The following is a 24011-nucleotide window of genomic DNA, read 5'->3' as shown; positions in this document are numbered from 1 at the left end:
GTCAGGCGTGCCGGACGTGGCCCGCTCAGCCCACCACGTCCGCGACGAACGCCGCCCAGGCGGAGGCGCCGAGCGTGAGCATCGGCCCGCCGGGGTTCTTGGAGTCGCGGATGTGGATGGTGGCGTGGGGGTTGGGGGAGGGGCAGGTGGCGACTTCGAGGCAGTTGCCGCCCTCGCTGCCGCTGTAGCTCGACTTGCGCCAGTCGTAGGCGACTTCGAGGCAGTTGCCGCCTTCGTCGCCGCTGTAGCTGGACTTGAACCAGGCCAGATCGCTCATGCCTCTCCCGCCAGTTGATCGAGCAGGCTGATGCTGTCTTCTGGTGTCAGTGCCTGCGACCGCAGCATCCCATATTTCTGTTGGAGGACACTGACCTCGTCCGGTTCATCTACGAGGTAGCTGACTCGTTGGCCTTCGATATAGGCAAGTTGACCGTGATCGGTTGTCTCCAGCAAAACGATCGGACCGTCCAAGCCTGCATGCTTCGTGCGGGATGTTGCCATGACCTGAAGCCCGACGAACGGCAACTCCGCACACTGCCGCAGATGCCTGATCTGCTGCCGCAGCACCTCCGCGTCGCCGACCGGCCGGTGCAGGATCACCTCCTCCAGGATGAAGTGCAGGACTGGCGACGGATCTCGTTGCAGCAGCTGCTGACGATCGAGTCGAGCCGAGAGCCGTTCGGCGGCCTCCGCTTCGCTGATGGGCGGGAACAGGCACGAGAAGACGGCCTGCGCGTAGTCCGCCGTTTGCAACATGCCGGGCACGACGTGGTTCTCGTACGAGAACAGGGACAGGGCTTCCGCTTCGTACTCGACGAAGTCCTGCACGAAGGCCGGAAAGCGTTCCTTCTGCGGCACCTTCGCCACCGCGACCGCCAACACCCCCTTCGTGCCGAGGATTTCGTCGAACGTCTCGGCCAGGTCGATCTTCAGTGGTCTGCGGCCCTGCTCGATGGAGCCGATGGTGTCCTCGTGGACGCCCGCCGCCTCGGCGAGCGCCGGCTGCGTCAGCCGGGCCGTCCGCCGGAAGTGGCTCAACTGGGCTCCGATCACATGCCAGGACGTGATCCTCTTCGGTTTCTTCGCCGCGTGCATGCGCACTGCCTTCCCCTCCCCATAACCGTCCGACACGGCTGGAAGTCGTACATCGAATCTGTACGAAATCACGCTGTGGCCCAGCGTAATCACCCCCTGTGACAGTGGGGGTATGCAAGAGGAGATCCAGGCCGTGCGGGTGCGTGCGGCCTTCTACCGGCGCGAGCGCCGATCCGTGCGGCTGGCCAGGGAGTTCGCGCGGAGCGCGCTGGCGGGCTGGGGTGTGCGGCGCCGTGCGGACGACGTCGTGCTCTGTGTGAGCGAACTGGCCACCAATGCGCTGCTGCACGGCGTCCCGCCGGGGCGCGGCTACCGGCTGTGGCTGGCGCTGGGGGCCGAGGACGGGCTGCTGCGGGTCGAGGTGCACGACAGTGGTGACGGGGAACCGCGGTTGCCGGAGCCGGGCGGCGCGGCGGACGAGGAGTCCGGGCGGGGGCTGCTGCTGGTGTCCGCACTGGCGGACAAATGGGGCGTCGGGGAGCGCGTGCCCGGCAAGATCGTGTGGTGTGAGTGGTGGGGGATCGGCGTGGAGTCGCCCGGTCCGCCTTTGCCGGGCGGCCCGCACTCGCAGCCACCTTCGTCCGCAATGGGCAAGTAAGGGGCATTTGTTAGGCGATAACTGCCCCATAAGCGGGCCGGGTTGTCTATTCCCCGTTCTTTGTGGGGAAGCCCACAAAGGGGTCAAAGGATCTTTTCGGGCTGACACCCTGCACTCGGAAGCGGGTCCGCCGCGTCGGCGCACGGCCGCGGCGGACCCGCGCCGTCCCCGTTCCGCAACCCCTGTCCGTCCGCGTTCGGCACCACCCGCTCCCGGGAGTTTTCGGCGCACAACCGGGAAGCAGCCCGTGACCGCTCTGGCTCGCTGGTGCCTCAGGCGCCGCCTCGTGGTGATCCTCCTGTGGCTCGCCGCCTTCACGGGAACCGCGGTCGCCGCAGGGGTGGCCGGATCGGCGTACTCCAGCGACTACGCGGTCCCGGGGACCGAGTCCGGGCGGGCCGGCGCGCTGCTGGCCAAGGCGTTCCCGGACCGCGCCGGGGATACCGACACCATCGTCTGGCACACGGGGGCCGGGGCCGGGAGCGGCGGCGTTCGGGCCGCCGACGTCCGCGCCTCTATGGAGCGCACGCTGGCCGAGGTCTCCCGGCTGCCGGGCGTCGCCGCCGTCCGGAGCCCCTACGAGCCCGGCGGCGGCCGGCAGATCAGCCGCGACGGGCACACCGCCTACGCCGCGGTGGCGTTCCGCGCCTCGCCCGACGACCTGTCCCCGGCGCAGGCCGGCGCGGTGGTCAGGACCGCCCGGGCGGCGGCCGGCGGCGGCCTCCAGGTCGAGGTCGGCGGGCCCGGCGCCGCCCTCACCCAGGCACCGCAGGAACGGCTGCCGGAGCTCATCGGGCTGGCCGCGGCGGCCGTGGTGCTCTTCCTCGCCTTCGGGTCGCTGGCCGCGACCCTGCTGCCGATCGTCACCGCGCTGGCCGCCGTCGGCACCGCCGCCGCCGGGACCAGCCTGCTCGGCCACGTCATGACGATCGCCGACTTCGCCCCGATGCTGGGCACGCTGATCGGCCTCGGGGTGGGCATCGACTACGCGCTCTTCATCGTCACCCGGTACCGGAAAGGGCTGCGGGCCGGGCTCACCGTCCAGGAGTCCGCGGTGCGCGCGGTGGCGGTATCCGGGCGCGCGGTGGTCTTCGCCGGCGTCACCGTCTGCATCGCCCTGCTCGGCATGCTCACCCTGCGGCTGGGGTTCCTCAACGGGGTCGCGCTGGCCGCCTCGCTCACCGTCGTCCTCACCGTCGCCGCCTCCGTCACCCTGCTGCCCGCGCTGCTCGGCCTGATCGGGACCCGGGCGCTGGGCCGCCGCGAGCGCCGCCGGCTGGCCGCCGAAGGGCCGCGGCCCGACCGGCGCACCGGCGCCGCCGCCCGCTGGGCCGGCTTCGTCGCCCGCCGCCCCAAGCTCCTCGGCGCCGTCGCCGCCGCCGTGATGGTCGCCCTGGCGCTGCCGACCCTCGGCCTCCGCCTCGGCACCTCCGACCAGGGCAACGACCCCGCGACCAGCACCACCCGCAAGGCGTACGACCTGCTGGCGGACGGTTTCGGGCCCGGCGTCAACGGGCCGCTGACCCTGGTCGGTTCACTGGACGGCGCCACCGACCGGCTCGCCTTCGACAAGCTCCCGCGCACCCTCCGGCACACCCCCGGCGTCGCCCAGGTCAGCGGCCCGGAGTTCGACGGCGGCCACGCCACCGGCGTGATCACCGTCGTACCGGACAGCGCGCCGCAGTCCCGGCGCACCTCCGACCTCGTCGACCGGCTGCGCGGCACGGTGCTGCCGGCCGCCACCGAGGGCACCACCCTCCGGGTGCGGGTCGGCGGGGTCACCGCCGGCTACGACGACTTCGCCGCCGTCATCGTCGGCAAACTGCCGCTCTTCATGGGCGTGGTCATCGGCCTCGGCTCCGTCCTGCTGCTGCTCGCCTTCCGCAGCGTCGGCATCCCCGTCAAGGCCGCTCTGATGAACCTCGCGGCGGTCGCCGCCTCGTTCGGGATCGTCGTCGCGGTCTTCCAGTGGGGGTGGGGGAGCGAGGCGCTGGGCCTGGGCAGCGCCGGCCCGATCGAGCCGTTCCTCCCGGTGATCATGGTCTCGGTGCTCTTCGGGCTCTCCATGGACTACCAGGTCTTCCTGGTCAGCCGGATGTACGAGGAGTGGCGGCGGACGGGCGACAACCGGAGGGCCGTACGGGTCGGGCTCGCCGAGACGAGCCGGGTGATCAACTCGGCCGCGGTGATCATGATTGCGGTCTTCGCGGCCTTCGTCCTCAGTGGCGACCGGATCATCGCCATGTTCGGCATCGGCCTCGCCACGGCGGTCGCCCTGGACGCCTTCGTCCTGCGCACCCTGCTGGTCCCCGCTCTGATGCACCTGCTGGGCGGCGCCAACTGGTGGCTGCCGGCCTGGCTGGACCGCCGCCTGCCGCACCTGAGCATCGAACCGCCGCCGGAGCCCGCCGTCGCCCCCGCCCCGCCGGCGGACGACCGGCCCCCGGTGGCGGTCTGACGCCCGGAGCAGGACGCGGGCCGGTTCTCATCGGACTCTCAGACGCGGCACCTACGGTCGCGCCCATGGGAACGACGACCGACAAGCGAACCGACGACGAGCCGATCAAGAAGGAAGCGACGCACAAGAACGGGGAGACCAAGGACAAGGCGGCCGGCACGCCCGCTGAAGGCGCCGGGGCCGACGAGGCCAAGGTCGGCACCGGCACCGGCACCGCCACCGCCGACGACACCGACACCGACGCCGGGAACGGAAACGAGAACGACAAGGCCGCCGCCGAGAACGAGCACGAGAACGACGAGGCCGACGCCCCGGCGGAACCCGCGCCCGCTCCGTCCGGTGCCGCCGCCGGCGCCGGCGCGGTGGTCGCCGCCGGGCTCGGCCTGGCGTCCCTCACCGGCACCTGGCTCAGCACCCTGCTCGCCCAACGCCAGACCCTGCTGGGCCAGATCAACCTCCAGACCGGCAAGGCCACCGACCAGATAGCCGCCGTCTACGGCGCCCCCTGGCACACCACCGCCCTGGTCAACGGGGTGTTCGCGGTGCTCGCCATGCTCGTCGCCGCGGTGGTGCTGGCCGGCCGGCGCAGCACCTGGGTGCGGGCCGTGGCCTGGGGCGGGCTGGTGCTCGGCCTCCTCGGACTGCTGGTCTCGGCGGGCATGTACCTCGACCTGATCGCGAGCGTGCCCAGCCTTCCTAAGGCACCGGGCGGCGGCGCCTGAGCCGCTCCTAAGGCCGGCGGCGGGCGCGCCTAAGGCGCCCGGCGTGCGGCCGGGGTTTTCTGAAGCCTTTTACGCCCCCGGGCGTGGGTTTCTGAGCCCCCGGCCGCCCGCCGCCCCCGGATGCGCGGCCTCGCTACGGCCCCGCTACGGCCCGAAGATCGGGAACTCTCCCGATGTGGCGGACCCCCTTGGGCGACGACAGTGGTGGTCGAAGGCGCCGGGCGACCGGCCCGGCGCCACCACCGCGTCCCAAGGGGAGCCACCATGTACGTCTCCGAACACGAACTCCGGGTCCGCTACGAGGAACTGCGCCGCGAGGCCGACCGCCGCCGCCTGGTCCGCGAGGCCACCGGGGCGGAGCGGACCGCCGCCCGCTCCGGGGAGGACGAACCCGAAGGGCGGGTGAGTACGGGCCGGGGCCGGCGGTGGCTGCGCGTCCGGCGCGCCGCCGCCTGACCGTCCCGGGGCGTGAGAACCAGGGACAGCCGTGGGTGTGCCGCAGGCCACTGCCGGAGTGTCAGACCCCTGTGCGATGCTCGGCAGCGTGGAGAGCAGACCCATCAGTCCCGTTTTCGTCGGCCGCGCCGCCGAAGTCGCCGAGCTGGGCGACGCGCTGGCGCGGGCCGCGGCGTCCCGCGAGCCCCAGGCCCTGCTGATCGGGGGCGAGGCCGGCGTCGGCAAGACCCGTCTCATCGAGGAGTTCTGCGAGACGGCCCGCGCCCGCGGCGCGCACGTCGCGCTCGGCGGCTGCATCGAGATCGGTTCCGAGGGCCTGCCGTTCGCCCCCTTCTCCTCGATCCTGCACAGCCTCAACGCCCAGCTCCGGGACGAGCTGGCCGCCGCCGTCTCCGGCCAGGAGGGCGAACTGGCCCGCATCCTCCCGGAGTTGGGCGAGACCGCGGGCGAGTCGGGCAACGAGGAGCTGGGCCGGGCCCGGCTCTTCGAGCTGACCGCCCGCCTCCTGGAGCGGCTCGCCGCCCGCCGCACCCTCGTCATCCTCGTCGAGGACCTCCACTGGGCCGACCGCTCCACCCGCGAGCTGCTCGCCTACCTCCTGCGCGCCCTCCACGACGCCCACATCCTCCTCGTCGCCACCTACCGCTCCGACGACATCCACCGCCGCCACCCGCTGCGCCCGTTCCTCGCCGAGATCGACCGGATGCGCACCGTCCGCCGCATCGAGCTGGCCCGCTTCAACCGCGACGAGGTCCGCTCCCAGATCGCCGGCATCCAGGGCAGCGAGCCCGGGGAGGACACCGTCGACCGGGTCTTCAAGCGCTCCGAGGGCAACGCCTTCTTCGTCGAGGAGCTGGCCCGCAGCCTCGCCGACGGCTGCGTCTACGGCCTCAGCGACCCGCTGCGGGACCTGCTGCTGGTGCGCGTCGAGGCGCTCCCCGAGGACGCCCAGCGGGTGGTGCGGATCGCCGCCGAGGGCGGCTCCACCGTCGAGCACGAACTCCTCGCCGCCGTCTGTCAGATGCCCGAGGACGACCTCATCGAGGCACTCCGGGCCGCCGTCGGCACCAACACCCTGCTCCCCACCCAGGACGGCACCGGCTACCGCTTCCGGCACGCCCTGGTCCGCGAGGCCGTCGTCGACGACCTCCTGCCCGGCGAGCGCACCCGCCTCAACCGCCGCTACGCACAGGCCCTGGAGACCGACCCGTCCCTGGTCCGCTCGGAGGTCTGCGCCACCCGCCTCGCCAGCTACTGGTACAAGGCCCACGACGCCGCCAAGGCGCTGCCCGCCGTCCTCGCCGCCGCCGTCCAGGCCCGCCGCCGGCACGCCTACGCCGAGCAACTCCGGCTGCTGGACCGCGCCCTGGAGCTGTGGGACGACGCGCCCCCCGAGGTCCGCCAGGGCGTGCGCCCGGTCGACTACGCCGAGGCGTACCCGGCCTGCGGCTGCGACGACGACGCCCTGCGCTTCCTGGACCTGCTCGCCGAGATCGCGGTGGCCGCCCGGCTCTCCGGCGACGGCGAGCGGGCCTTCACGATCACCAAGCGCGCCCTGCGCGCCCTGCGCTCCGAGAACGACCCGCTGCGCACCGCCTGGTTCCTGGTGCAGCGCTCCCGGCTCTGCCAGGGCACCGGCCGCGGCGACGGCTGGGAGGACCTGGGCAAGGCCCAGGAGCTGATGCGCGGCCTGCCGCCGTCCTCCGTGCACGCCACGGTCATGGCCGCCGTCGCCAGCTGGCAGATGCTCCACGAACCGGGCCCCGGCACCTTCACCACCGCCGAACGGGCCGTGGAGCTGGCCCGGTTGGTGGGCGACGAGGAGGCCGAGCTGAACTCCCGGGTGACGCTGGCAGGGCTGCGGGTGGACGCCGGGGACGTCGAGGGCGGCCTCGGCGAGTTCCGCACCGTCCTCGACCGCGCCGTGCAGCGTGGCTACTTCGCCGTCATCGGCCGCGGCCACGTCAACCTCCCGGGCACCCTCGAAGGCGTCGGCCGGTCCCGCGAGGCCGTCGAGGTCACCGAGCAGGGCGTCGAACTCGCCACCCGCTACGGCCTGAAGAACACCGCCAGCTGGGTGCTGAGCAACCGCTCCGAGTCGCTCCAGTCCCTCGGCCGCTGGGCCGAGGCCGGCCGGGCCGCCGCCGACGCCCGCCGCCTCGCCCAGGACCACCGCAGCATCGCCCTGGCCGCCAGTCGGCTCGCCGACCTGGCCCTGGCCGAGGGCGACCTCGCCGCCGCCGAGCGCGAACTGGCCGTCGCCCAGGAGCACTACGGCACCCACGACCCCCAGCCGCAGCACGCCCTGCCGATGGCCCGGCACGCCCTGCGGCTCGCCGCCCGCCAGGGCCGGATCCTCGACGCCCGCGCCATCCTCGTCCAGTCCGCCCTGGAAGCCGGCTCCGCCCCCGGACTGCACCGCTATGCCTGGCCGCTCCTGTGGGCGGCGGCCGCCGCCGAGTCCGACGCCCGCGGCCTGCCCGCCGCCGCCCCCGACCGGCCCGCGATCCTCGCCCGCCTGCGCGCCGCCGCCAAGCGGCCGGCCCGGCTCTCCCCGGTGTGGGACGCCTACGGCACGGCCGTCGAGGCCGAACTCCGCCGCGCCGAGGGCCGGGAGTCGCCCGACGCCTGGGCCGCGGCGGTCGCCGCCTTCGAGCCGCTGGAGCGGCCGCACGAACTCGCCTGGTGCTGCTGCCGCTGGGCCGAGTCGCTGCTGCACGGCACCGAGCGCGCCACCGCCGGCCTCGACGGCCGCACCCCGCGCGAGGCCGCCGTACTGCTGCTCGGCCAGGCCCACACCGCCGCCGTCGGGATGGGCGCCCGCCCGCTGATCGGCGAACTCGAACTCCTCGCCCAGCGCGCCCGGATACCCCTCCCCGGCCGGACGGCACCGGCCGCGGCGAACGGCCCCGCGGCCGCCTCACCACCGCCCGCCGCCGAGACCCTCGGTCTGACCCCCCGCGAGCGGGACGTGCTCCGCCTCGTCGCCGACGGCCGCAGCAACCGCCAGATCGCCGACACCCTCTTCATCTCGCCGAAGACCGCCAGCGTCCACGTCTCCAACATCCTCGCCAAACTGGGCGTCTCCGGCCGCGGCGAAGCAGGCGCCGTCGCCCACCGCCTCCGCCTCTTCGCCGACCGCGCACCCACCTGACGCCCCCGGGCGGCTCGCCCCACGTACCCGGCTTCCCCGCCGTAGGGGTTCGCCTTTTTTGCGCCTGGCGGCGCATTGCTGGTCCGCTGCGCGGGGCCCTTCCGCTGCGCTTGGCCGGCTTCCCACGTTGCCGGGTGCGGCGCCGTGTCGCCTGGCGGCGGGAGTTGTCCGCTGCGCGGGGCTTTCGGGTGCGGTGACGGGCCTCCGGGGGTGGTGTGCCGGACTGCTTCGCTTTACGTCCGGCACACCACCCCCTCCGACCCGTCCCCTCCCGTTGGGGGTCATGAAAACGGTGGGTGGGGGCTGAGCCGCCTGGTCCCCCGACGGTCACTCATCGGTGGACGGCCACCCATCAGTCCGGAACCGGCACTTGCCCACCGGGCAGGCGCCCCAACGCACCTGGAATCAACCCAACCCACGGGAGGGGACGGGTCGGAGGGGCAGGGGGTGTCCGGACGTAAAGCGAAGCAGTCCGGACACCCCCTGCCCCGGAGGCCCGGCACCGCACCCAACAGCCCCGCGCAGCGGAATCGCACCGCGGCCGAACAGCCCCGCGCAGCGGACAAGCAACGCGCCGCAGGCGCAACAGGCAAGCGGCAAACCCCGGCGGAACGCCGGCTACGTGGGAAGCCAGCCAAGCGCCGGCTAATACCACGACTCCCGAGCCCTCGGCAGCTCCGCGATCTCCCGCAGATCCCCCGGGCTCAACAGCAGCTCCGCTGCCTTCGCATTCTGCACGGCCCACCCCTCCTTCTTCGTCCCCGGCACGGGAACCACATGGCGCCCCTGGGCCAGCACCCAGGCCAGCGCCACCTGCCCGGGGGTGGCCCCGTGGCGGGCGCCGACCCGTCGCAGCCCGGCCACCACCGGCTGGTTGGCGGCCATCATCTCGGCGGTGAAACGCGGGTGCCGGGCCCGTATGTCCTCCGGTTCGAAGCCCTGGCCGGGGGTGAGCGTGCCGGTCAGGAAGCCGTTGCCCAGCGGCATCGCGGCCAGTAACCCCACCCCGCGCGACTCGCACCACGGCAGCAGCTCCGCCAGCGCCTCCGGCGACCACACCGACAGCTCCGCCTGCACGCTGCTCACCGGGAACACCTGCTGGATGCGCTCCAGTTGACGCAGCGTCCCGGCGTGCAGCCCCGCGCCCCGCGGCCCCCGGCCACCGGGCGCCACCCGCCCCGTCCGCACGGCACGCGGCGGCCGCGCCGCACGCGCCCCCACCGCGCACAGCCCCAGCGACCGCACCTTCCCGGCGGCCACCAGCTCCGCCATCGCCCCCCAGGTCTCCTCGATGGGCACCTCGGGGTCGGCGCGGTGGAGTTGGTACAGGTCGATGCGGTCGGTCCGGAGCCGGCGCAGCGAGGCGTCGCAGGCGCGCTTGATGTAGCCGGGCCGGCCGTTGGCGACGATGTGCTGGTCCCCGGCCAGCAGCCCGCACTTGGTCGAGACGAAGGCGTCCGCCCGCCGCTCCTTGAGCACCCGTCCCACCAGCAGCTCGTTGGTGAACGGGCCGTACATGTCGGCGGTGTCCAGCAGGCTGCACCCCCGGTCGAGCGCGGCGTGCAGTGCCCGCAGCGACCCCTCCTTGCTGCGCTGCGACGCGCTGTACCCCCAGCTCATCGGCATGCAGCCGAGGCCGATCGCGCCGACCTCCAGGGCCGCCGCACCGATTGTCCTGCGCTCCACCTGGTCGTGCCTCCGTCCCTCGCCCCCGATCAAGGGCCAGACCAAACTAACGTCTGAACCAAACGTCTCTTCGCATAGCCTCGGGCCATGGCAACAGCACAACCGCACGCGGCCCCCGGCGACGTCTGGCTCCCGATCCCGCCCGAGGAGATCGACGGCCTCCCCGAGGGCCTCGACTACGTCCACTGGGACGCCGGTCCCGAGTACCCCGCCGACCCCGCCCGCTGCGTCTTCTACGCGGTCCCCTACATGAAGCCCGCCGACGTCTGTCTGCGTCCGCTGGCGCGGATGAGCCGGGTGCGCGTGGTGCAGGCCCTCACGGCCGGGATCGAGAACCTGCTCCCGGGGCTCGACCGGATGCCGCCCGGCGCCCGGTTGTGCAACGCCCGCGGGCTGCACGACGCCAGCACCGCCGAGCTGGCGCTCACCCTGACGCTGGCATCGCTGCGCGGTGTCCCGGAATTCGTCCGCGCCCAGGACGCCGGGGAGTGGCGGCCCGAGTTCCGGCCGGCGCTCGCCGACAAGTCGGTCCTCATTGTGGGCTATGGTTCGATCGGCAGTGCCATCGAGGACCGGCTCACGCCTTTCGAGTGCGCGCGGGTGATGCGCATCGCGCGCACCGCCCGTGACACTGTGCGCGGTCCGGTGCATCCACTCTCCGAGCTGTCCGCCCTCCTGCCCGCCGCGGACGTCGTCATCCTCGCCGTTCCACTCACCGAGCACACCCGTGGCCTGGTAGGACGCGATTTCCTGGCCCGGATGAAGGACGGCGCACTTCTGGTGAACGTCGCCCGGGGAGCGGTCGTCGACACCGCCGCGCTGCTCGCCCAGACCGCGTCGGGACGGCTGCGCGCCGCCCTCGACGTCACCGATCCGGAACCCCTGCCGGCCGGTCACCCGCTGTGGCACGCTCCCGGCGTGCTCGTCACTCCACACGTCGGGGGCCCCAGCTCTGCCTTCCTGCCCCGTGCGAAGCGGCTGCTGCGCGGTCAGTTGGCGCTTTTCGCGGCCGGTGAGCCGGTCCGGAACGTCGTCGCCACCGCACCGGAATCGGGAGTTGATCGCTCTACGAGGCCGTAGCACTGCTCTCCGTGTCTACAAATCCCTAGATGGTCACGCTCCGTAGAGGTGCTATGTCCCTGAGTGACGGATCTGGTGTATCGTCCCGAGCGGGGATGCGCCGGGATCGTCACGGCGCGATACGAAAGATCCGGAACCGAGGGGGGCGACGGGCGATGTACTGCCGAGGGATGATCCGCGAGACACGCGATCCACGACCGCCCGCAGCGATGCCGCCGGGACTCCGCACGCACCGCTCCCGACGCGGTCCTGCCCGGGTGAACGGGAGAGCACGGTGAGCGCCCCGGGGGCGATGCTCTCCCGGTCGCCCGCACAGGCCGGCGGCGCGCCGAACCCGGTGCCCCAGGTCGCGCTGGCCGTCGTCTGCGGCGCCTACGCCGTCGGCTCCGTGATGGGCTGGGGATCACCCCGACTCGCCCAGATCATGGGGGACTTCGGGCTCAGCGTGGCCGCCCTCGTCGCCGCCGTCTCCTGCGGCCTGTACGCCCGCCGGCACGCCACGCCCTTCCGCCCCGCCTGGGTGCTGTTCGCCGTCTCCTCCGGGATGGCCGGCCTCGGCAACGGCGTCTGGGGCTGGTACGAGGTCGTCCGCGGGGCCGCCGTGCCCAATCCCTCGCTGGCCGACTTCTGCTTCCTGCTGTTCGCGCCGCCGGCCATCGTCGGCCTGCTGGTGCTCGCCAAGCGGCCGGTGACCAGGGCCGGTTGGATCTGCCTCGGGCTCGACGCCTGGCTGATCGCCGGCTCGCTGCTGACGCTGTCCTGGAGCCTCGCGCTCGCGCACACCGCGCACTTCCAGGGCCGCACGGTCGCCCAGAGCGCCCTCTCGCTGGCCTACCCGCTGCTGGACATCGTGCTGGTGAGCATGGTCCTGGCGCTGCACTTCCGGCGCTCCTCGGTGCACCGCTCGGCGATCAACACCGCCATCGCCGCACTGGCGCTGACGGTGCTGTGCGACGCGCTGTTCAGCTCCCCGCTGCTGCACGACCACTACCGCTCCGGCCAGATCCTGGACGCCGGCTGGTTCGCCGGCTCGATGCTCTTCGCGTACGCCCCGTGGGTGGGCCGCCGGTCCGCCGCGGAGACCGCCGGCGAGAGCCCCGGTCCCGAGGCGCGCCGCCCGCAGCCGTCCGGCAGCCGCCCCATCGCCGGCTCGCTGGCCGCCTTGACGCCGTATCTGGCCGCCGCCGTCTGCACGTTGGGGATCCTCACCAACGTCCTGGACGGGCGCCGCATCGACCGCGTGGTGCTCTTCACCGGCTGCACGGTCGTACTGGCCCTGGTCGTCCGGCAGGGCATCATGCTGCTCGACAACATCACCCTCACCCAGGAACTCGCGCAGCAGGAGAACCACTTCCGCTCCCTGGTGCAGGGCTCCAGCGACGTCATCATGATCGCCGCGCCGACGGGTGTGCTGCGCTACGTCAGCCCCGCCGCCGCCGGGGTCTACGGCCGCGACGCGGAGGAGCTGGTCGGCTCCGAGCTGGCCTCGCTGATCCACCCCGAGGACCTGGGCCGGGTGGTCCACGAGGTCCGCCGCTTCCTCGCCGCCTCGCCCGAGGCCGAGCCGACCACCCGGATCGAGTGCCGCTTCCGGGCCGGCGGGCGGCGCGCCGGCGGCGGGGGCACCTCCCGCCCGGGCGAAGCCGACAGCGGGGGAGGGTGGCTCAACGTCGAGTCCACGGTCAACCGCCACCACGGCGGCCTGATCTTCAACTCCCGCGACGTCACCGAGCGCGTCCGGCTCCAGGCCCAGCTCCAGCACAACGCCTCGCACGACGCCCTCACCGACCTCCCCAACCGCGCGCTGTTCACCGAGCGGGTCACCAAGGCCGTCACCGGCCGCCGGGCCAGCGACCACGACACCGCCGTGCTCTACATCGACCTCGACGGCTTCAAGCAGGTCAACGACACCATCGGCCACCAGGCGGGCGACGAGCTGCTGATCCAGGCGGCCCGCAGGCTCGCCGAGTCGGTGCGGGCCGGCGACATAGCGGCCCGGCTCGGCGGCGACGAGTTCGCCGCCCTCATCACCGGCGACGGCACCCGCGACCGCGCCGCCCGGGAGTTCCGCATCCTGGAGATCGCCGACCGGCTGCGCGTCCGGCTCTCCGACCCCTACCGCATCGACGGCCGGGACGTCCGCGTCGCGGCCAGCATCGGCGTCGCCTTCGCCGAGCCGGGCGTCAGCCCCGCGGGCCTGCTGCGCAACGCCGACCTCGCGATGTACCGCGCCAAGCAGGCCGGCAAGGGCCGCGTCGAGCTGTACGCCCCGCAGATGCAGGACGAGGTCGCGCACCGCGCCGAGCTCGTCAGCAAGCTCCGCACCGCCCTCCAGGACGGCGAGTTCGCGCTGCTCCACCAGCCGGTCGTCGAGCTGGCCGGCGGCCGGATCACCGCGGTCGCCGCGCACGCCCGCTGGCGGTCCGCCGAGGGCATCCTCTTCACCCCCGCCGAGTTCCTGCGGGTCGGCGACCGCGGGCGGCTGACCGACGAGGGCGGCGAGCGCGCCGCCGAACTCGGCCGCTGGCAGCTGGAGGAGGCCGTGGAGCAGGCCGCCGCCCGGCACCGCGCCGGCCACCAGATCCCGGTCGCGGTCCGGCTCTCCGCCCGGCGCCTGCTGGACCGCGCGCTCACCCCGAAGGCCATCGAGGCGCTGCTCGCCCGGCACGGCCTCCCCTCGGGTGCGCTCGTCCTGGAGTTGTCCGAAAGCGACCCCCGCATTCCGCTCGACGACCTGGAGCGCCGGCTGGGCGCGCTGCGCCGGCTCGGCGTGCGGATCGCGCTGGACGGCAGTGGGTACGCCGCGATGACCGCGCTGCGCCGGCTGCCCATCGACGTCCTGCGGCTGGACCGCGGGCTGATCGACGGCGTGGTGGAGTCCACCCGGCTGCACAAGATCACCGCCGGGATGCTGCGGATCGCCGCCGACCTCGGCATGCATTCCGTCGCGGAGGGCGTGGACCTGCCCGAGCAGGTGCTGGCGCTGCGCTCCATGGGGTGCACGCACGGCATGGGCCTGGCCTTCTCCGCGCCGCTGGAGGAGCCGCGGCTGCGCCGGGCGCTGACCCGCGGCAGCTATCCGGTGCCGGATCTGACCGGCCAGGGCAGGGCGGTGGTGCTCAGCGGCAGCCGTCCGGTCCGGCACACCGCCGCGGCCGGTGACGCGGAGGCATCCCCCGTTGCGCCCAAATAGTGAGACCTCCGTCCCACCCACTTGACACTCGGTGCACAGGAGGGGGAGGGTCAGTGCCATGCGCACCCGAATTCTCGTACTTGGAAAGCGCGTCGGCTGAAGCTGGGACCCTGACGAACCCAGCTGACCACACCGGCGCGCTCCCCTCGCTTGCCTCACGGCACGAGGGGTTTTTTGTTGCACAGCAACCTCACAAACCCCGACAAAACCCTCAGCTTCGAGAAGAGACGCAGATGACCGAGCAGGCCAACGGGGCCCACCATCCGCAGCCGCGGGCCCGTCACACCGGCGGATCGCAGCAGCCCGCGACCGTCGAGCACGTCACGGGTGCGCAGTCCCTCATCCGCTCGCTGGAGGAGGTCGGGGCCGACACCGTGTTCGGCATCCCCGGCGGTGCGATCCTCCCCGCGTACGACCCGATGATGGACTCCTCGAAGGTCCGGCACGTGCTGGTGCGGCACGAGCAGGGCGCGGGACACGCCGCCACCGGATACGCCCAGGCCACCGGCAAGGTCGGGGTCTGCATGGCGACGTCCGGGCCGGGCGCCACCAACCTCGTCACCCCGATCGCCGACGCGCACATGGACTCCGTCCCGCTGGTCGCGATCACCGGCCAGGTCTCCTCCAAGTCGATCGGCACGGACGCCTTCCAGGAGGCGGACATCTGCGGCATCACCATGCCGATCACCAAGCACAACTGGCTGGTCACCGACCCCGCCGAGATCCCCCGGACGATCGCCGAGGCGTTCCACGTCGCTTCCACCGGCCGCCCCGGCCCGGTCCTGGTCGACATCGCCAAGGACGCCCTCCAGGCCCAGACCACCTTCGTCTGGCCGCCGCAGACCGACCTGCCCGGCTACCGCCCCGTCACCAAGCCGCACGCCAAGCAGATCCGCGAGGCCGCCCGGCTGATCACCGAGTCCAGGCGCCCGGTGCTCTACGTCGGCGGCGGCGTCCTCAAGGCCGGCGCCACCGCCGAGCTGAAGGTGCTCGCCGAGCTGACCGGCGCCCCGGTCACCACCACCCTGATGGCACTGGGCGCCTTCCCCGACAGCCACCCCCAGCACCTGGGCATGCCCGGCATGCACGGCTCGGTCACCGCCGTCGCCGCGCTGCAGAAGGCGGATCTGCTGATCACCCTCGGCGCCCGCTTCGACGACCGGGTCACCGGCAAGCTGGACTCCTTCGCCCCGTACGCCAAGGTCGTGCACGCCGACATCGACCCGGCGGAGATCGGCAAGAACCGCGCCGCGCACGTGCCGATCGTCGGGGACGCCCGCGAGGTCATCGCCGACCTGATCGTCGCCGTCCAGGCCGAGCACGAGGCGGGCCACAAGGGCGACTATGACGCCTGGTGGAAGGACCTCAACCGCTGGCGGGAGACCTACCCGCTGGGCTACGACCTCCCCGACGACGGCAGCCTCTCCCCGCAGCAGGTCATCGAGCGGATCGGGAAACTCGCCCCGGCCGACACGATCTTCGCCGCGGGCGTCGGTCAGCACCAGATGTGGGCCGCCCACTTCATCGACTACGAACAGCCCGCCACCTGGCTGAACTCCGGCGGCGCCGGCACCATGGGCTACGCCGTGCCCGCCGCGATGGGCGCCAAGGCCGGCATGCCGGACCGCACCGTCTGGGCGATCGACGGCGACGGCTGCTTCCAGATGACCAATCAGGAGCTGGTCACCTGCGCGCTGAACAACATCCCGATCAAGGTCGCGATCATCAACAACGGCGCGCTGGGCATGGTCCGCCAGTGGCAGGCCCTCTTCTACAACCAGCGCTACTCCAACACCGTGCTGCACAGCGGCCCCGAGGACGTCAACCCCGAGGCCAAGGGCACCCGCGTCCCCGACTTCGTCAAACTGGCCGAGGCGATGGGCTGCGCCGCACTGCGCTGCGAGGACCCCGCGGAGCTGGACAAGGTCATCGAAGAGGCCAACGCCATCAACGACCGCCCGGTGGTGGTCGACTTCATCGTCCACGAGGATGCCCAGGTGTGGCCGATGGTCGCGGCCGGCACCTCCAACGACGAGGTCATGGCCGCCCGGGGCGTGCGTCCCGACTTCGGCGACAGCGAAGACGACTGAAGCCCGGTATCGCTGACGTCACGGACGCACGGAAGAAGAGAGAAGACGACATGTCCAAGCACACCCTCTCCGTCCTGGTGGAGAACACCCCCGGCATCCTCGCCCGGATCGCCGCGCTGTTCTCCCGCCGCGGCTTCAACATCGACTCGCTGGCGGTCGGGGTCACCGAGCACCCCGACATCTCCCGCATCACCATCGTGGTCAGCGTCGAGTCGCTGCCCCTGGAGCAGGTCACCAAGCAGCTCAACAAGCTCGTCAACGTCCTGAAGATCGTCGAACTGGAGCCGGGCGCGGCCATCCAGCGTGAACTGGTCCTGGTCAAGGTCCGCGCCGACAACGAGACCCGCTCGCAGATCGTCGAGATCGTGCAGCTCTTCCGCGCCAAGACCGTGGACGTCTCGCCGGAGGCCGTGACGATCGAGGCCACCGGCTCCAGCGACAAGCTGGAGGCGATGCTCCGGATGCTGGAGCCCTTCGGCATCAAGGAACTGGTGCAGTCCGGCACCATCGCCATAGGCCGTGGCGCCCGGTCCATCACCGACCGCTCGCTGCGCGCGCTGGACCGTACGGCCTGATTCCGGCGGTCCGTTCGGACCGTATCGCGAGACCCCCAGACCTTCCCTTCCCCGCCCGACATACTGTGTGGGCACCCCGCTAGATCCAAGGAGATACCCGAAGTGGCCGAGCTGTTCTACGACGACGACGCCGACCTGTCCATCATCCAGAACCGCAAGGTGGCGGTCATCGGCTACGGAAGCCAGGGGCACGCCCACGCGCTGTCGCTGCGCGACTCGGGCGTCGACGTGCGCGTCGGTCTGCACGAGGGCTCCAAGTCCCGGGCCAAGGCCGAGGAGCAGGGCCTGCGCGTGGTGACGCCGGCCGAGGCGGCCGCCGAGGCCGACGTCATCATGATCCTGGTGCCGGACCCGATCCAGGCCAAGGTCTACGAGGAGTCCATCCAGCCGCACCTCAAGGACGGCGACGCGCTGTTCTTCGGCCACGGCCTGAACATCCGCTACGGCTTCATCAAGGCCCCGGCGGGCGTCGACGTCTGCATGGTCGCCCCCAAGGGCCCGGGCCACCTGGTGCGCCGTCAGTACGAAGAGGGCCGCGGCGTGCCGTGCATCGCCGCCGTCGAGCAGGACGCCACCGGCAAGGCGTTCGAGCTGGCGCTCTCCTACGCCAAGGGCATCGGCGGCACCCGCGCCGGCGTCATCAAGACCACCTTCACCGAGGAGACCGAGACCGACCTGTTCGGCGAGCAGGCCGTGCTCTGCGGCGGCACCGCCGCCCTGGTCAAGGCCGGTTTCGAGACCCTGGTCGAGGCGGGCTACCAGCCCGAGATCGCCTACTTCGAGTGCCTCCACGAGCTGAAGCTGATCGTGGACCTGATGTACGAGGGCGGCCTGGAGAAGATGCGCTGGTCGGTCTCCGAGACCGCCGAGTGGGGCGACTACGTCACCGGCCCGCGGATCATCACCGACACCACCAAGGCCGAGATGAAGAAGGTGCTCGCCGAGATCCAGGACGGCACCTTCGCCAACAACTGGATGGCGGAGTACAACGCCGGCCTGCCGAAGTACAACGAGTACAAGAAGGCCGACGAGGATCACCTGCTGGAGACCACCGGCAAGAAGCTGCGCAAGCTGATGAGCTGGGTGGACGACGAGGCGTGAGCCGTGGGACAGGGGGGTCGCGACACTGTTCGCGGCCCCCTTGTCCGTATGGTGTCCGTATGCCGCCGCACCCCTGGCCGCCCGGCCCGTCCGCCGGCTTGTCCACCGCGTAGAACCACGCATGGGTGATCCTTACGCTCCGGCACAGAGCGTGCCGTGCCCCGCCACTACACTGCTCGACACAAGCGCGTCAGGCTCACAGCGTCGTGCGTCTTCCACGCGGCATTCCCCCCTTACCGCCTTCGGCCGTCGGGACGGCCGTCCGCGAAGGTACTAGTGAGGACTGAAGACCACGTGAGCACTGCCAACCCGGGTAAACCCGTTGTACTGATCGCCGAGGAGCTCTCGCCGGCCACCGTCGACGCCCTCGGCCCGGACTTCGAGATCCGGCACTGCAACGGCGCCGACCGCGCCGAGCTGCTGCCCGCCATCGCCGACGTCGACGCCGTCCTCGTGCGCAGCGCGACCAAGGTCGACGCCGAGGCGATCGCCGCCGCCGGGAAGCTGAAGGTCATCGCCCGGGCCGGCGTCGGCCTGGACAACGTCGACGTCTCCGCCGCCACCAAGGCCGGCGTGATGGTCGTCAACGCCCCGACCTCCAACATCGTCACCGCCGCCGAGCTGGCCTGCGGTCTGCTGGTCGCCACCGCCCGCAACATCCCGCAGGCCAACACCGCGCTGAAGAACGGCGAGTGGAAGCGCAGCAAGTACACCGGCGTCGAGCTCAGCGAGAAGACCCTAGGCGTGGTCGGCCTCGGCCGGATCGGCGTCCTGGTCGCCCAGCGGATGTCCGCCTTCGGCATGAAGGTCGTGGCCTACGACCCCTACGTCCAGCCGGCCCGCGCCGCCCAGATGGGCGTCAAGCTGCTGACCCTGGACGAGCTGCTGGCGGTCTCGGACTTCATCACCGTCCACCTCCCCAAGACGCCCGAGACCCTCGGCCTGATCGGCGACGAGGCGCTGCACAAGGTCAAGCCGACGGTCCGGATCGTCAACGCCGCCCGCGGCGGGATCGTCGACGAGGAGGCGCTGGCCAGCGCGCTCAAGGAGGGCCGGGTGGCCGGCGCGGGCCTCGACGTGTACGCCGTCGAGCCCTGCACCGACTCGCCGCTCTTCGCCTTCGACCAGGTCGTGTGCACCCCGCACCTGGGCGCCTCCACCGGCGAGGCGCAGGAGAAGGCCGGTATCGCGGTCGCCAAGTCCGTCCGCCTGGCGCTCGCCGGCGAGCTGGTCCCGGACGCGGTCAACGTCCAGGGCGGCGTGATCGCCGAGGACGTCAAGCCGGGGCTGCCGCTGGCCGAGCGGCTGGGCCGGATCTTCACCGCGCTGGCCGGCGAGGTCGCCCTGCGCCTCGACGTCGAGGTGTACGGCGAGATCACCCAGCACGACGTCAAGGTGCTCGAACTCTCCGCGCTCAAGGGCGTCTTCGAGGACGTCGTGGACGAGACGGTGTCCTACGTCAACGCCCCGCTGTTCGCGCAGGAGCGCGGTGTCGAGGTGCGGCTGACCACCAGCAGTGAGTCGCCCGAGCACCGCAACGTCGTCACCGTCCGCGGCACCCTCGCGAGCGGCGAGGAGGTGTCGATCTCCGGCACACTGGCCGGCCACAAGAACGTCCAGAAGGTCGTGGCGGTCGGCGACCACTCGATCGACCTCGCGCTCGCCGACCACATGGCGTTCCTGCGCTACACCGACCGCCCCGGCGTGGTCGGCACCGTCGGCCGGATCCTGGGCGAGGCGGGCATCAACATCGGCGGCATGCAGGTCGCCCGGGCCGATGTCGGCGGCGAGGCGCTGGTCGTGCTGACGGTCGACGACACCATTCCGGCGAGCGTGCTGGCCGAGATCTCCGACGAGATCGGCGCGACCTCGGTGCGCGCGGTGAACCTCACCCCCTGAGCCACCCGGTTCGCGCAGGTCAACGGGCCCGGTCCCGCTTCGGCGGGGCCGGGCCCGCGGCCGTCTAGGGCCCCGCGGTCGTTCACTCGAACGGGTTAACGGGTGCCGGGGGTGGATGGCAGCGGGCGGCACCCGCCAGGGCCGTCGAGCGGGGGCCGCGGCCCGGCGGCGCCGCGCCTCCCGAGTCGCCGCCGCGGCGGGCCCGGCGCCCAATGGGAACCGCGGGCGCGAGGGACACGGCGCGTGCCCTGGTGGAGCCGGTGCGCGGAAGGAGGCGGGACGCCATGAACGCACCCCTGGGCGGCACGTCGCAGGGCCTGACCGGACTGCGGGTGGTGGACGCGGAGGGCGCCAAGGTCGGCGTCGTCCAGCAGGTCTACCGGGACGACGCCACCGACGAGCCCGAGTGGATCACCGTACGGACCGGGCTGTTCGGGCTGAAGGAGAGCTTCGTGCCGCTGGCCGGGGCCCGGCGGGCCGGCGACGAACTGCATGTCCCGCACACCAAGGGGGCGATGAAGACGGCACCGAGGATCGACGCCGAGGGCCACCTCGACCCGTCCGAGGAGGAGCGGCTCTACCGGCACTACGGGCTGCTCCGGCCGGGACCGGCGGGGCCGGCCGGCACGGAGGGCTGACGGGCGGCGACGGGCCGGCTCACTTCCCGGGGCGGGAGAGCAGCAGCTCGGTGTTGTGGTCGGCGGCGGTGCCGATCCTGGCGTCCGGTGTGGCGTAGGGGTCGTTGTAGGACAACTCGCGGTAGAGCGCGGCGAGTCCGGCGTCGGAGGTGTCGGTGACGGACGTGACGTACGGGGCGGCGGACTCGATGAGCGTGGTGAACAGCGACAGCGTGCCGTCGCCGTTGTCGGCCAGCTCGATGATCCGGGCGTGCTGCGGGAAGTCCACGTGCGAGGCGGTGTTGATCTCCCAGAAGGCACGCTCGGGCACGGCGTGGGCGTGCGGGGTGATGCGGTTCTCGTGGGTGTGGCCGTTCACCCAGGCGACCACGTTGGGGTAGCGCTGGAGCAGGGCGACCAGGGCCTTGCCGTCGTGCCGGGCCTCGAAGGGCCGGTAGGGGTCGGGCAGCAGATTGCCCATGCTGGCGCTGGTGTGGTGGCTGAACAGCACGATCAGGGAGTCGCCCCCGCTGCCGCGCACCGTGCGGCCGTCGGCGTCGTACCAGCGGCTGCTGTGCTTCTGGAGCACCGACTCCAGCCAGCGCAGCTGCGCCGTGCCCAGCGAACCGTCCGCCCAGCCCGCGCGGTTGGTGGTGTCCAGGCTGACGCCCAGGACGCCCTCGGCCAGCGGGAAGGTGTAGTAGAGGCGGCCGCTTTCCGCCGCGTCGGAGGTGAAGCCGTGTCCCACCGGGCCCGCGCCGGTGTACGCCGGGTCCAGATGGGCCCTGGCGAACTCGGCCGGGGTGAAGGGGTGGCGCCGCTCGTCCGGGGTTATCTTGCGGATCGCGCCGCCGCCGGTCAGCAGGGAGCCGAGCAGCGCCGCGGCGTGTGCCGGGTCGTGCTCGAGGGCGTCCGCGAGCCGGGCCGCGGTGGTGTCGTCGCACCCCTCCAGCTTCCGGTCGCCGGTGTAGAGCTCGCCCAGCAGCCCGAGGTCGGGCAGGGAGCCCTCGATGCTGTCGTCGTGGTTGCCGACCGTGGTGTACCAGGGGACGGCCAGGCCAGGCGCGGTGAACGGGCGGGCCGCGCCCGACAGGAAGCCCGGTATCTGCGGCAGCCCCTTGGCCTTGTAGGCGTCCCGCAGCGCCGACTCCGGGTTCCAGTACGCCGCGTTGCCGGAGTTCTGCACGCCCTCGTAGCGCCGGGGGTCGCCGCTGCTGGGGGTGATCCGGCCGCCGCTCATCACCGTCAGATACCAGTCGAGCTCGATCCGCTCGTGGTTGTCGGTGTTGTCGCCGGTGGCCATCACCGAGCCGAACGGCAGCCCGGTGTACGGGCCGCGGCGCACCGCGTTGACCCGCTCGACGAGCGAGGAGGCGCCGCGCACGGTCAGGGCCTCGTGCGGGCGGTGCGCACTGTCGTTGAACCGGGCCAGATACTCGAACCGGACCGGCGACTCGACGTCCGCCAGATGCAGGTCGGTGAACTGCACGAAGGAGGCGAGGCCGGTCCGGCGGTCGTCCCGCCCGGCGCTCCCGGCGGCCAGCTCGCCGCGCACCACCAGCGGCCAGCCCGGCCCGGCCACCAGCCGCTTGTACGCCCCGCTGCCGACGGGGCGGGCGGCCTGCTCCAGGGTGGTGCCCTTGGTGCGCACGGCCCGCGCCGCGGTGAGAGCCAGCGCCTGGTCGGAGGAGGCCGCCGACCACAGCGTGGCCCCCGCCACCGCGGCGGACAGTCTGGACACGAACTGGCGGCGGTTCATCCCGTGCATCAAATCCCCCTGGGGCTGCGGTATATGACGGCAGGCAGAGGTGTCCCGCAAGCCGGTCAGGCGGTGGGGGCACCCTCGGTCGGCGCACACGCTACTTGCCGGTAGTGGCCGGCAACAGGCCCTGTGGACAACGGGTTCATGGACATCAGGTGGCGTCCCGGGGCACTCCAGGACAACCGGCAGCCGGCCGGCGCCCCGCCCCGAACGGCCCGCCCCTGCCGCCGAGTTCGGAGGACCGCCCCACAGCCCCACCCCAGTCTCAGAGTCGCGCCGCCTTGAGGGCCATGTGGAGCAGCAGCCGGTCGGCGCCCTCGTCCAGGTCGAGGCCGGTCAGTTTCTCGACGCGGCCGAGGCGGTAGTAGAGGGTCTGGCGGTGGATGCCCAGCCACTGGGCGGTGCGGCCGGCCTGGCCGGCGCAGTCCAGGAACGCCTCGGCGGTACGGGCGAGTTCGGCGTGCGCGGGGGCCAGCAGCGGGCCGACCGCCGGGTCGGGCGCCGCATCCGGGAGGCCGGTCAGCAGGCGGTAGGCGCCTATGGCGTCCCATTCGGCGACGGGGCCCAGAGGGGGCTCGGCGCGGGCGGCGCGGGCCGCGGCCAGCGCCTGCCGCCAGGACGCCGGGAGCTCGGCCGGCTCACGGGTGGCGAGGCCGATCCCGGCGGCGCTGCGCGGGCCGCGCGCCCCGGCCGCCGCCGGGCCGCCGCCCGCCCGCGGGGAGCGCAGCAGATGCTCGGCGGCCGCGTGGGCCGGCGCCGGCGAGCCGGTCTGGCGCAGCCGGACCAGGCCGGCCAGCGCGGCGGTGCCGGGGCCCGGCCGGTCCCGGTCCCCGGCCGGGCCGGTGGGCAGCGGGCAGGCCGCGAGCAGCCCGGGCAGGCTCGGCAGGGGAGCGGTGTCGGTCCCGGCGGTGTCCCAGGGGAGGACCGCGACGAGGGTGAGCGGGGTGCCGGGGGTGAAGCGCAGGGTGTCCCGGAGGGCGTCGCGCAGCGCGGCCGCCGCCGCGGCCCGGCCGGAGACCGGGGACGTCAGCAACTCCCGCAGCACCTCGGCGAGTTCGTGGCCGGCCCGGGTCTCGTCGGCCAGCAGGGCGCCGATCCGTGCGGCGGTCTCCATCGCCTGGGCCATCCGCGGGTCGGGCGGGGTGCCGGCGCCGCCCAGCTCCAGATCGGTCAGATGGCCGTCGTCGAGCAGCCAGACATAGCCGTGCACCACGCCCCCGTGCCGCACGGGCAGACAGATCCGGCCGCGGAACACCCCGGCCGCCGGGTCCGGCGGAATCCGCAGCGGCGCGGTGGCACGAGCGATCCCGAACGCCTCGAACCATGCGCGCACCGCCGCGGAGGACCGCCGCTGGAGGATCGAACGGGTCCGCACCGGGTCCATGACCTCGTCGTCCTCGCCCTCGTGCGCGCCGAACGCGATCAGCCCGAAGTCCCGGTCCTCCAGCGTCGCCGGCGCACCGAGCGCCGCCGAGATCTCGTCCACCAACTGCTGGTAGTCGCCGCGCACAGTCGCCCCACCCCT

At 72.9% G+C, this 24011-nt stretch carries 17 protein-coding genes; 12 read left to right on the top strand and 5 right to left on the bottom strand.

The features are described from left to right. Window positions 1–25 precede the first annotated feature (25 nt). Together ACRAS8_RS10890 and ACRAS8_RS10885 are read right to left on the bottom strand one after the other, a co-directional pair. Complete coding sequence (locus ACRAS8_RS10890) at window positions 26–277, bottom strand: DUF397 domain-containing protein (RefSeq protein WP_438485735.1); 252 nt, start codon at window positions 275–277, stop codon at window positions 26–28. Then, window positions 274–1095 carry a helix-turn-helix domain-containing protein gene (locus tag ACRAS8_RS10885; RefSeq protein WP_438485734.1) on the bottom strand — a complete coding sequence of 274 codons (822 nt, stop codon included), beginning with the start codon at window positions 1093–1095 and terminating at the stop codon, window positions 274–276. Before ACRAS8_RS10885 ends, ACRAS8_RS10890 begins: the two co-directional genes overlap by 4 nt. A 112-nt stretch (window positions 1096–1207) precedes the next feature. Here ACRAS8_RS10885 and ACRAS8_RS10880 point away from each other — a divergent pair, with 112 nt between their 5' ends. The 5 genes from ACRAS8_RS10880 to ACRAS8_RS10860 all read left to right on the top strand — a co-directional run bounded on the left by ACRAS8_RS10880 (window position 1208) and on the right by ACRAS8_RS10860 (window position 8483). Continuing rightward, a complete protein-coding gene (locus tag ACRAS8_RS10880) occupies window positions 1208–1693 on the top strand; it encodes an ATP-binding protein (RefSeq protein ID WP_438485733.1) in 486 nt (161 codons plus the stop codon). 247 nt (window positions 1694–1940) lie between these two features. Continuing rightward, window positions 1941–4151, top strand: coding sequence for an MMPL family transporter (locus ACRAS8_RS10875; RefSeq protein ID WP_438485732.1), 2211 nt, complete (start codon window positions 1941–1943; stop codon window positions 4149–4151). 65 nt (window positions 4152–4216) lie between these two features. After that, the gene (locus ACRAS8_RS10870) at window positions 4217–4873 is read left to right on the top strand and encodes a hypothetical protein (protein ID WP_438485731.1); all 657 of its coding nucleotides are present in this window, start codon (window positions 4217–4219) and stop codon (window positions 4871–4873) included. A 264-nt stretch (window positions 4874–5137) separates the two neighbouring features. Further along, window positions 5138–5329: a hypothetical protein gene (locus tag ACRAS8_RS10865; protein WP_438485730.1), complete on the top strand. Its 192-nt coding sequence runs from the start codon at window positions 5138–5140 to the stop codon at window positions 5327–5329. A gap of 76 nt (window positions 5330–5405) precedes the next feature. Next, window positions 5406–8483 carry a helix-turn-helix transcriptional regulator gene (locus ACRAS8_RS10860; RefSeq protein ID WP_438490416.1) on the top strand — a complete coding sequence of 1026 codons (3078 nt, stop codon included), beginning with the start codon at window positions 5406–5408 and terminating at the stop codon, window positions 8481–8483. Window positions 8484–9128: 645 nt separating this feature from the next. Here the strand turns inward: ACRAS8_RS10860 and ACRAS8_RS10855 are convergent. Beyond that, complete coding sequence (locus tag ACRAS8_RS10855) at window positions 9129–10169, bottom strand: aldo/keto reductase (protein ID WP_438485729.1); 1041 nt, start codon at window positions 10167–10169, stop codon at window positions 9129–9131. An 87-nt stretch (window positions 10170–10256) separates the two neighbouring features. Here ACRAS8_RS10855 and ACRAS8_RS10850 point away from each other — a divergent pair, with 87 nt between their 5' ends. From ACRAS8_RS10850 to ACRAS8_RS10820, 7 genes are all read left to right on the top strand, one after another. Further along, window positions 10257–11249: a 2-hydroxyacid dehydrogenase gene (locus tag ACRAS8_RS10850; protein ID WP_438485728.1), complete on the top strand. Its 993-nt coding sequence runs from the start codon at window positions 10257–10259 to the stop codon at window positions 11247–11249. 274 nt (window positions 11250–11523) lie between these two features. Next, window positions 11524–14442, top strand: a complete 2919-nt coding sequence (locus tag ACRAS8_RS10845; RefSeq protein WP_438485727.1) for a putative bifunctional diguanylate cyclase/phosphodiesterase — start codon at window positions 11524–11526, stop codon at window positions 14440–14442. A 233-nt stretch (window positions 14443–14675) separates the two neighbouring features. Next, window positions 14676–16532, top strand: a complete 1857-nt coding sequence (locus tag ACRAS8_RS10840; protein ID WP_438485726.1) for an acetolactate synthase large subunit — start codon at window positions 14676–14678, stop codon at window positions 16530–16532. A 50-nt stretch (window positions 16533–16582) separates the two neighbouring features. Next, the gene (gene ilvN / locus ACRAS8_RS10835) at window positions 16583–17107 is read left to right on the top strand and encodes an acetolactate synthase small subunit (protein WP_018539187.1); all 525 of its coding nucleotides are present in this window, start codon (window positions 16583–16585) and stop codon (window positions 17105–17107) included. A gap of 102 nt (window positions 17108–17209) precedes the next feature. Further along, window positions 17210–18208 (top strand): ketol-acid reductoisomerase, encoded by a 999-nt coding sequence (gene ilvC / locus ACRAS8_RS10830; RefSeq protein WP_438485725.1) that lies wholly within the window; start codon window positions 17210–17212, stop codon window positions 18206–18208. A gap of 294 nt (window positions 18209–18502) precedes the next feature. Then, window positions 18503–20107: a phosphoglycerate dehydrogenase gene (gene serA / locus ACRAS8_RS10825; protein WP_438485724.1), complete on the top strand. Its 1605-nt coding sequence runs from the start codon at window positions 18503–18505 to the stop codon at window positions 20105–20107. A gap of 284 nt (window positions 20108–20391) precedes the next feature. Then, on the top strand, window positions 20392–20745 hold the full coding sequence (locus ACRAS8_RS10820; protein ID WP_438485723.1) for a PRC-barrel domain-containing protein: 354 nt from the start codon (window positions 20392–20394) through the stop codon (window positions 20743–20745). 19 nt (window positions 20746–20764) lie between these two features. Here ACRAS8_RS10820 and ACRAS8_RS10815 read toward each other — a convergent pair whose 3' ends face one another. After that, window positions 20765–22492 carry a TIGR03767 family metallophosphoesterase gene (locus tag ACRAS8_RS10815; protein ID WP_438485722.1) on the bottom strand — a complete coding sequence of 576 codons (1728 nt, stop codon included), beginning with the start codon at window positions 22490–22492 and terminating at the stop codon, window positions 20765–20767. A 259-nt stretch (window positions 22493–22751) separates the two neighbouring features. After that, complete coding sequence (locus ACRAS8_RS10810) at window positions 22752–23996, bottom strand: PucR family transcriptional regulator (protein WP_438485721.1); 1245 nt, start codon at window positions 23994–23996, stop codon at window positions 22752–22754. Window positions 23997–24011 lie beyond the last annotated feature (15 nt).

The sequence above is a fragment of the Streptomyces sp. S186 genome, from assembly GCF_051603415.1.
Lineage (GTDB): Bacteria > Actinomycetota > Actinomycetes > Streptomycetales > Streptomycetaceae > Streptomyces.
Note: the sequence above shows the minus strand (reverse complement) of the source record. Positions and strands in the feature narration are given on the sequence as shown.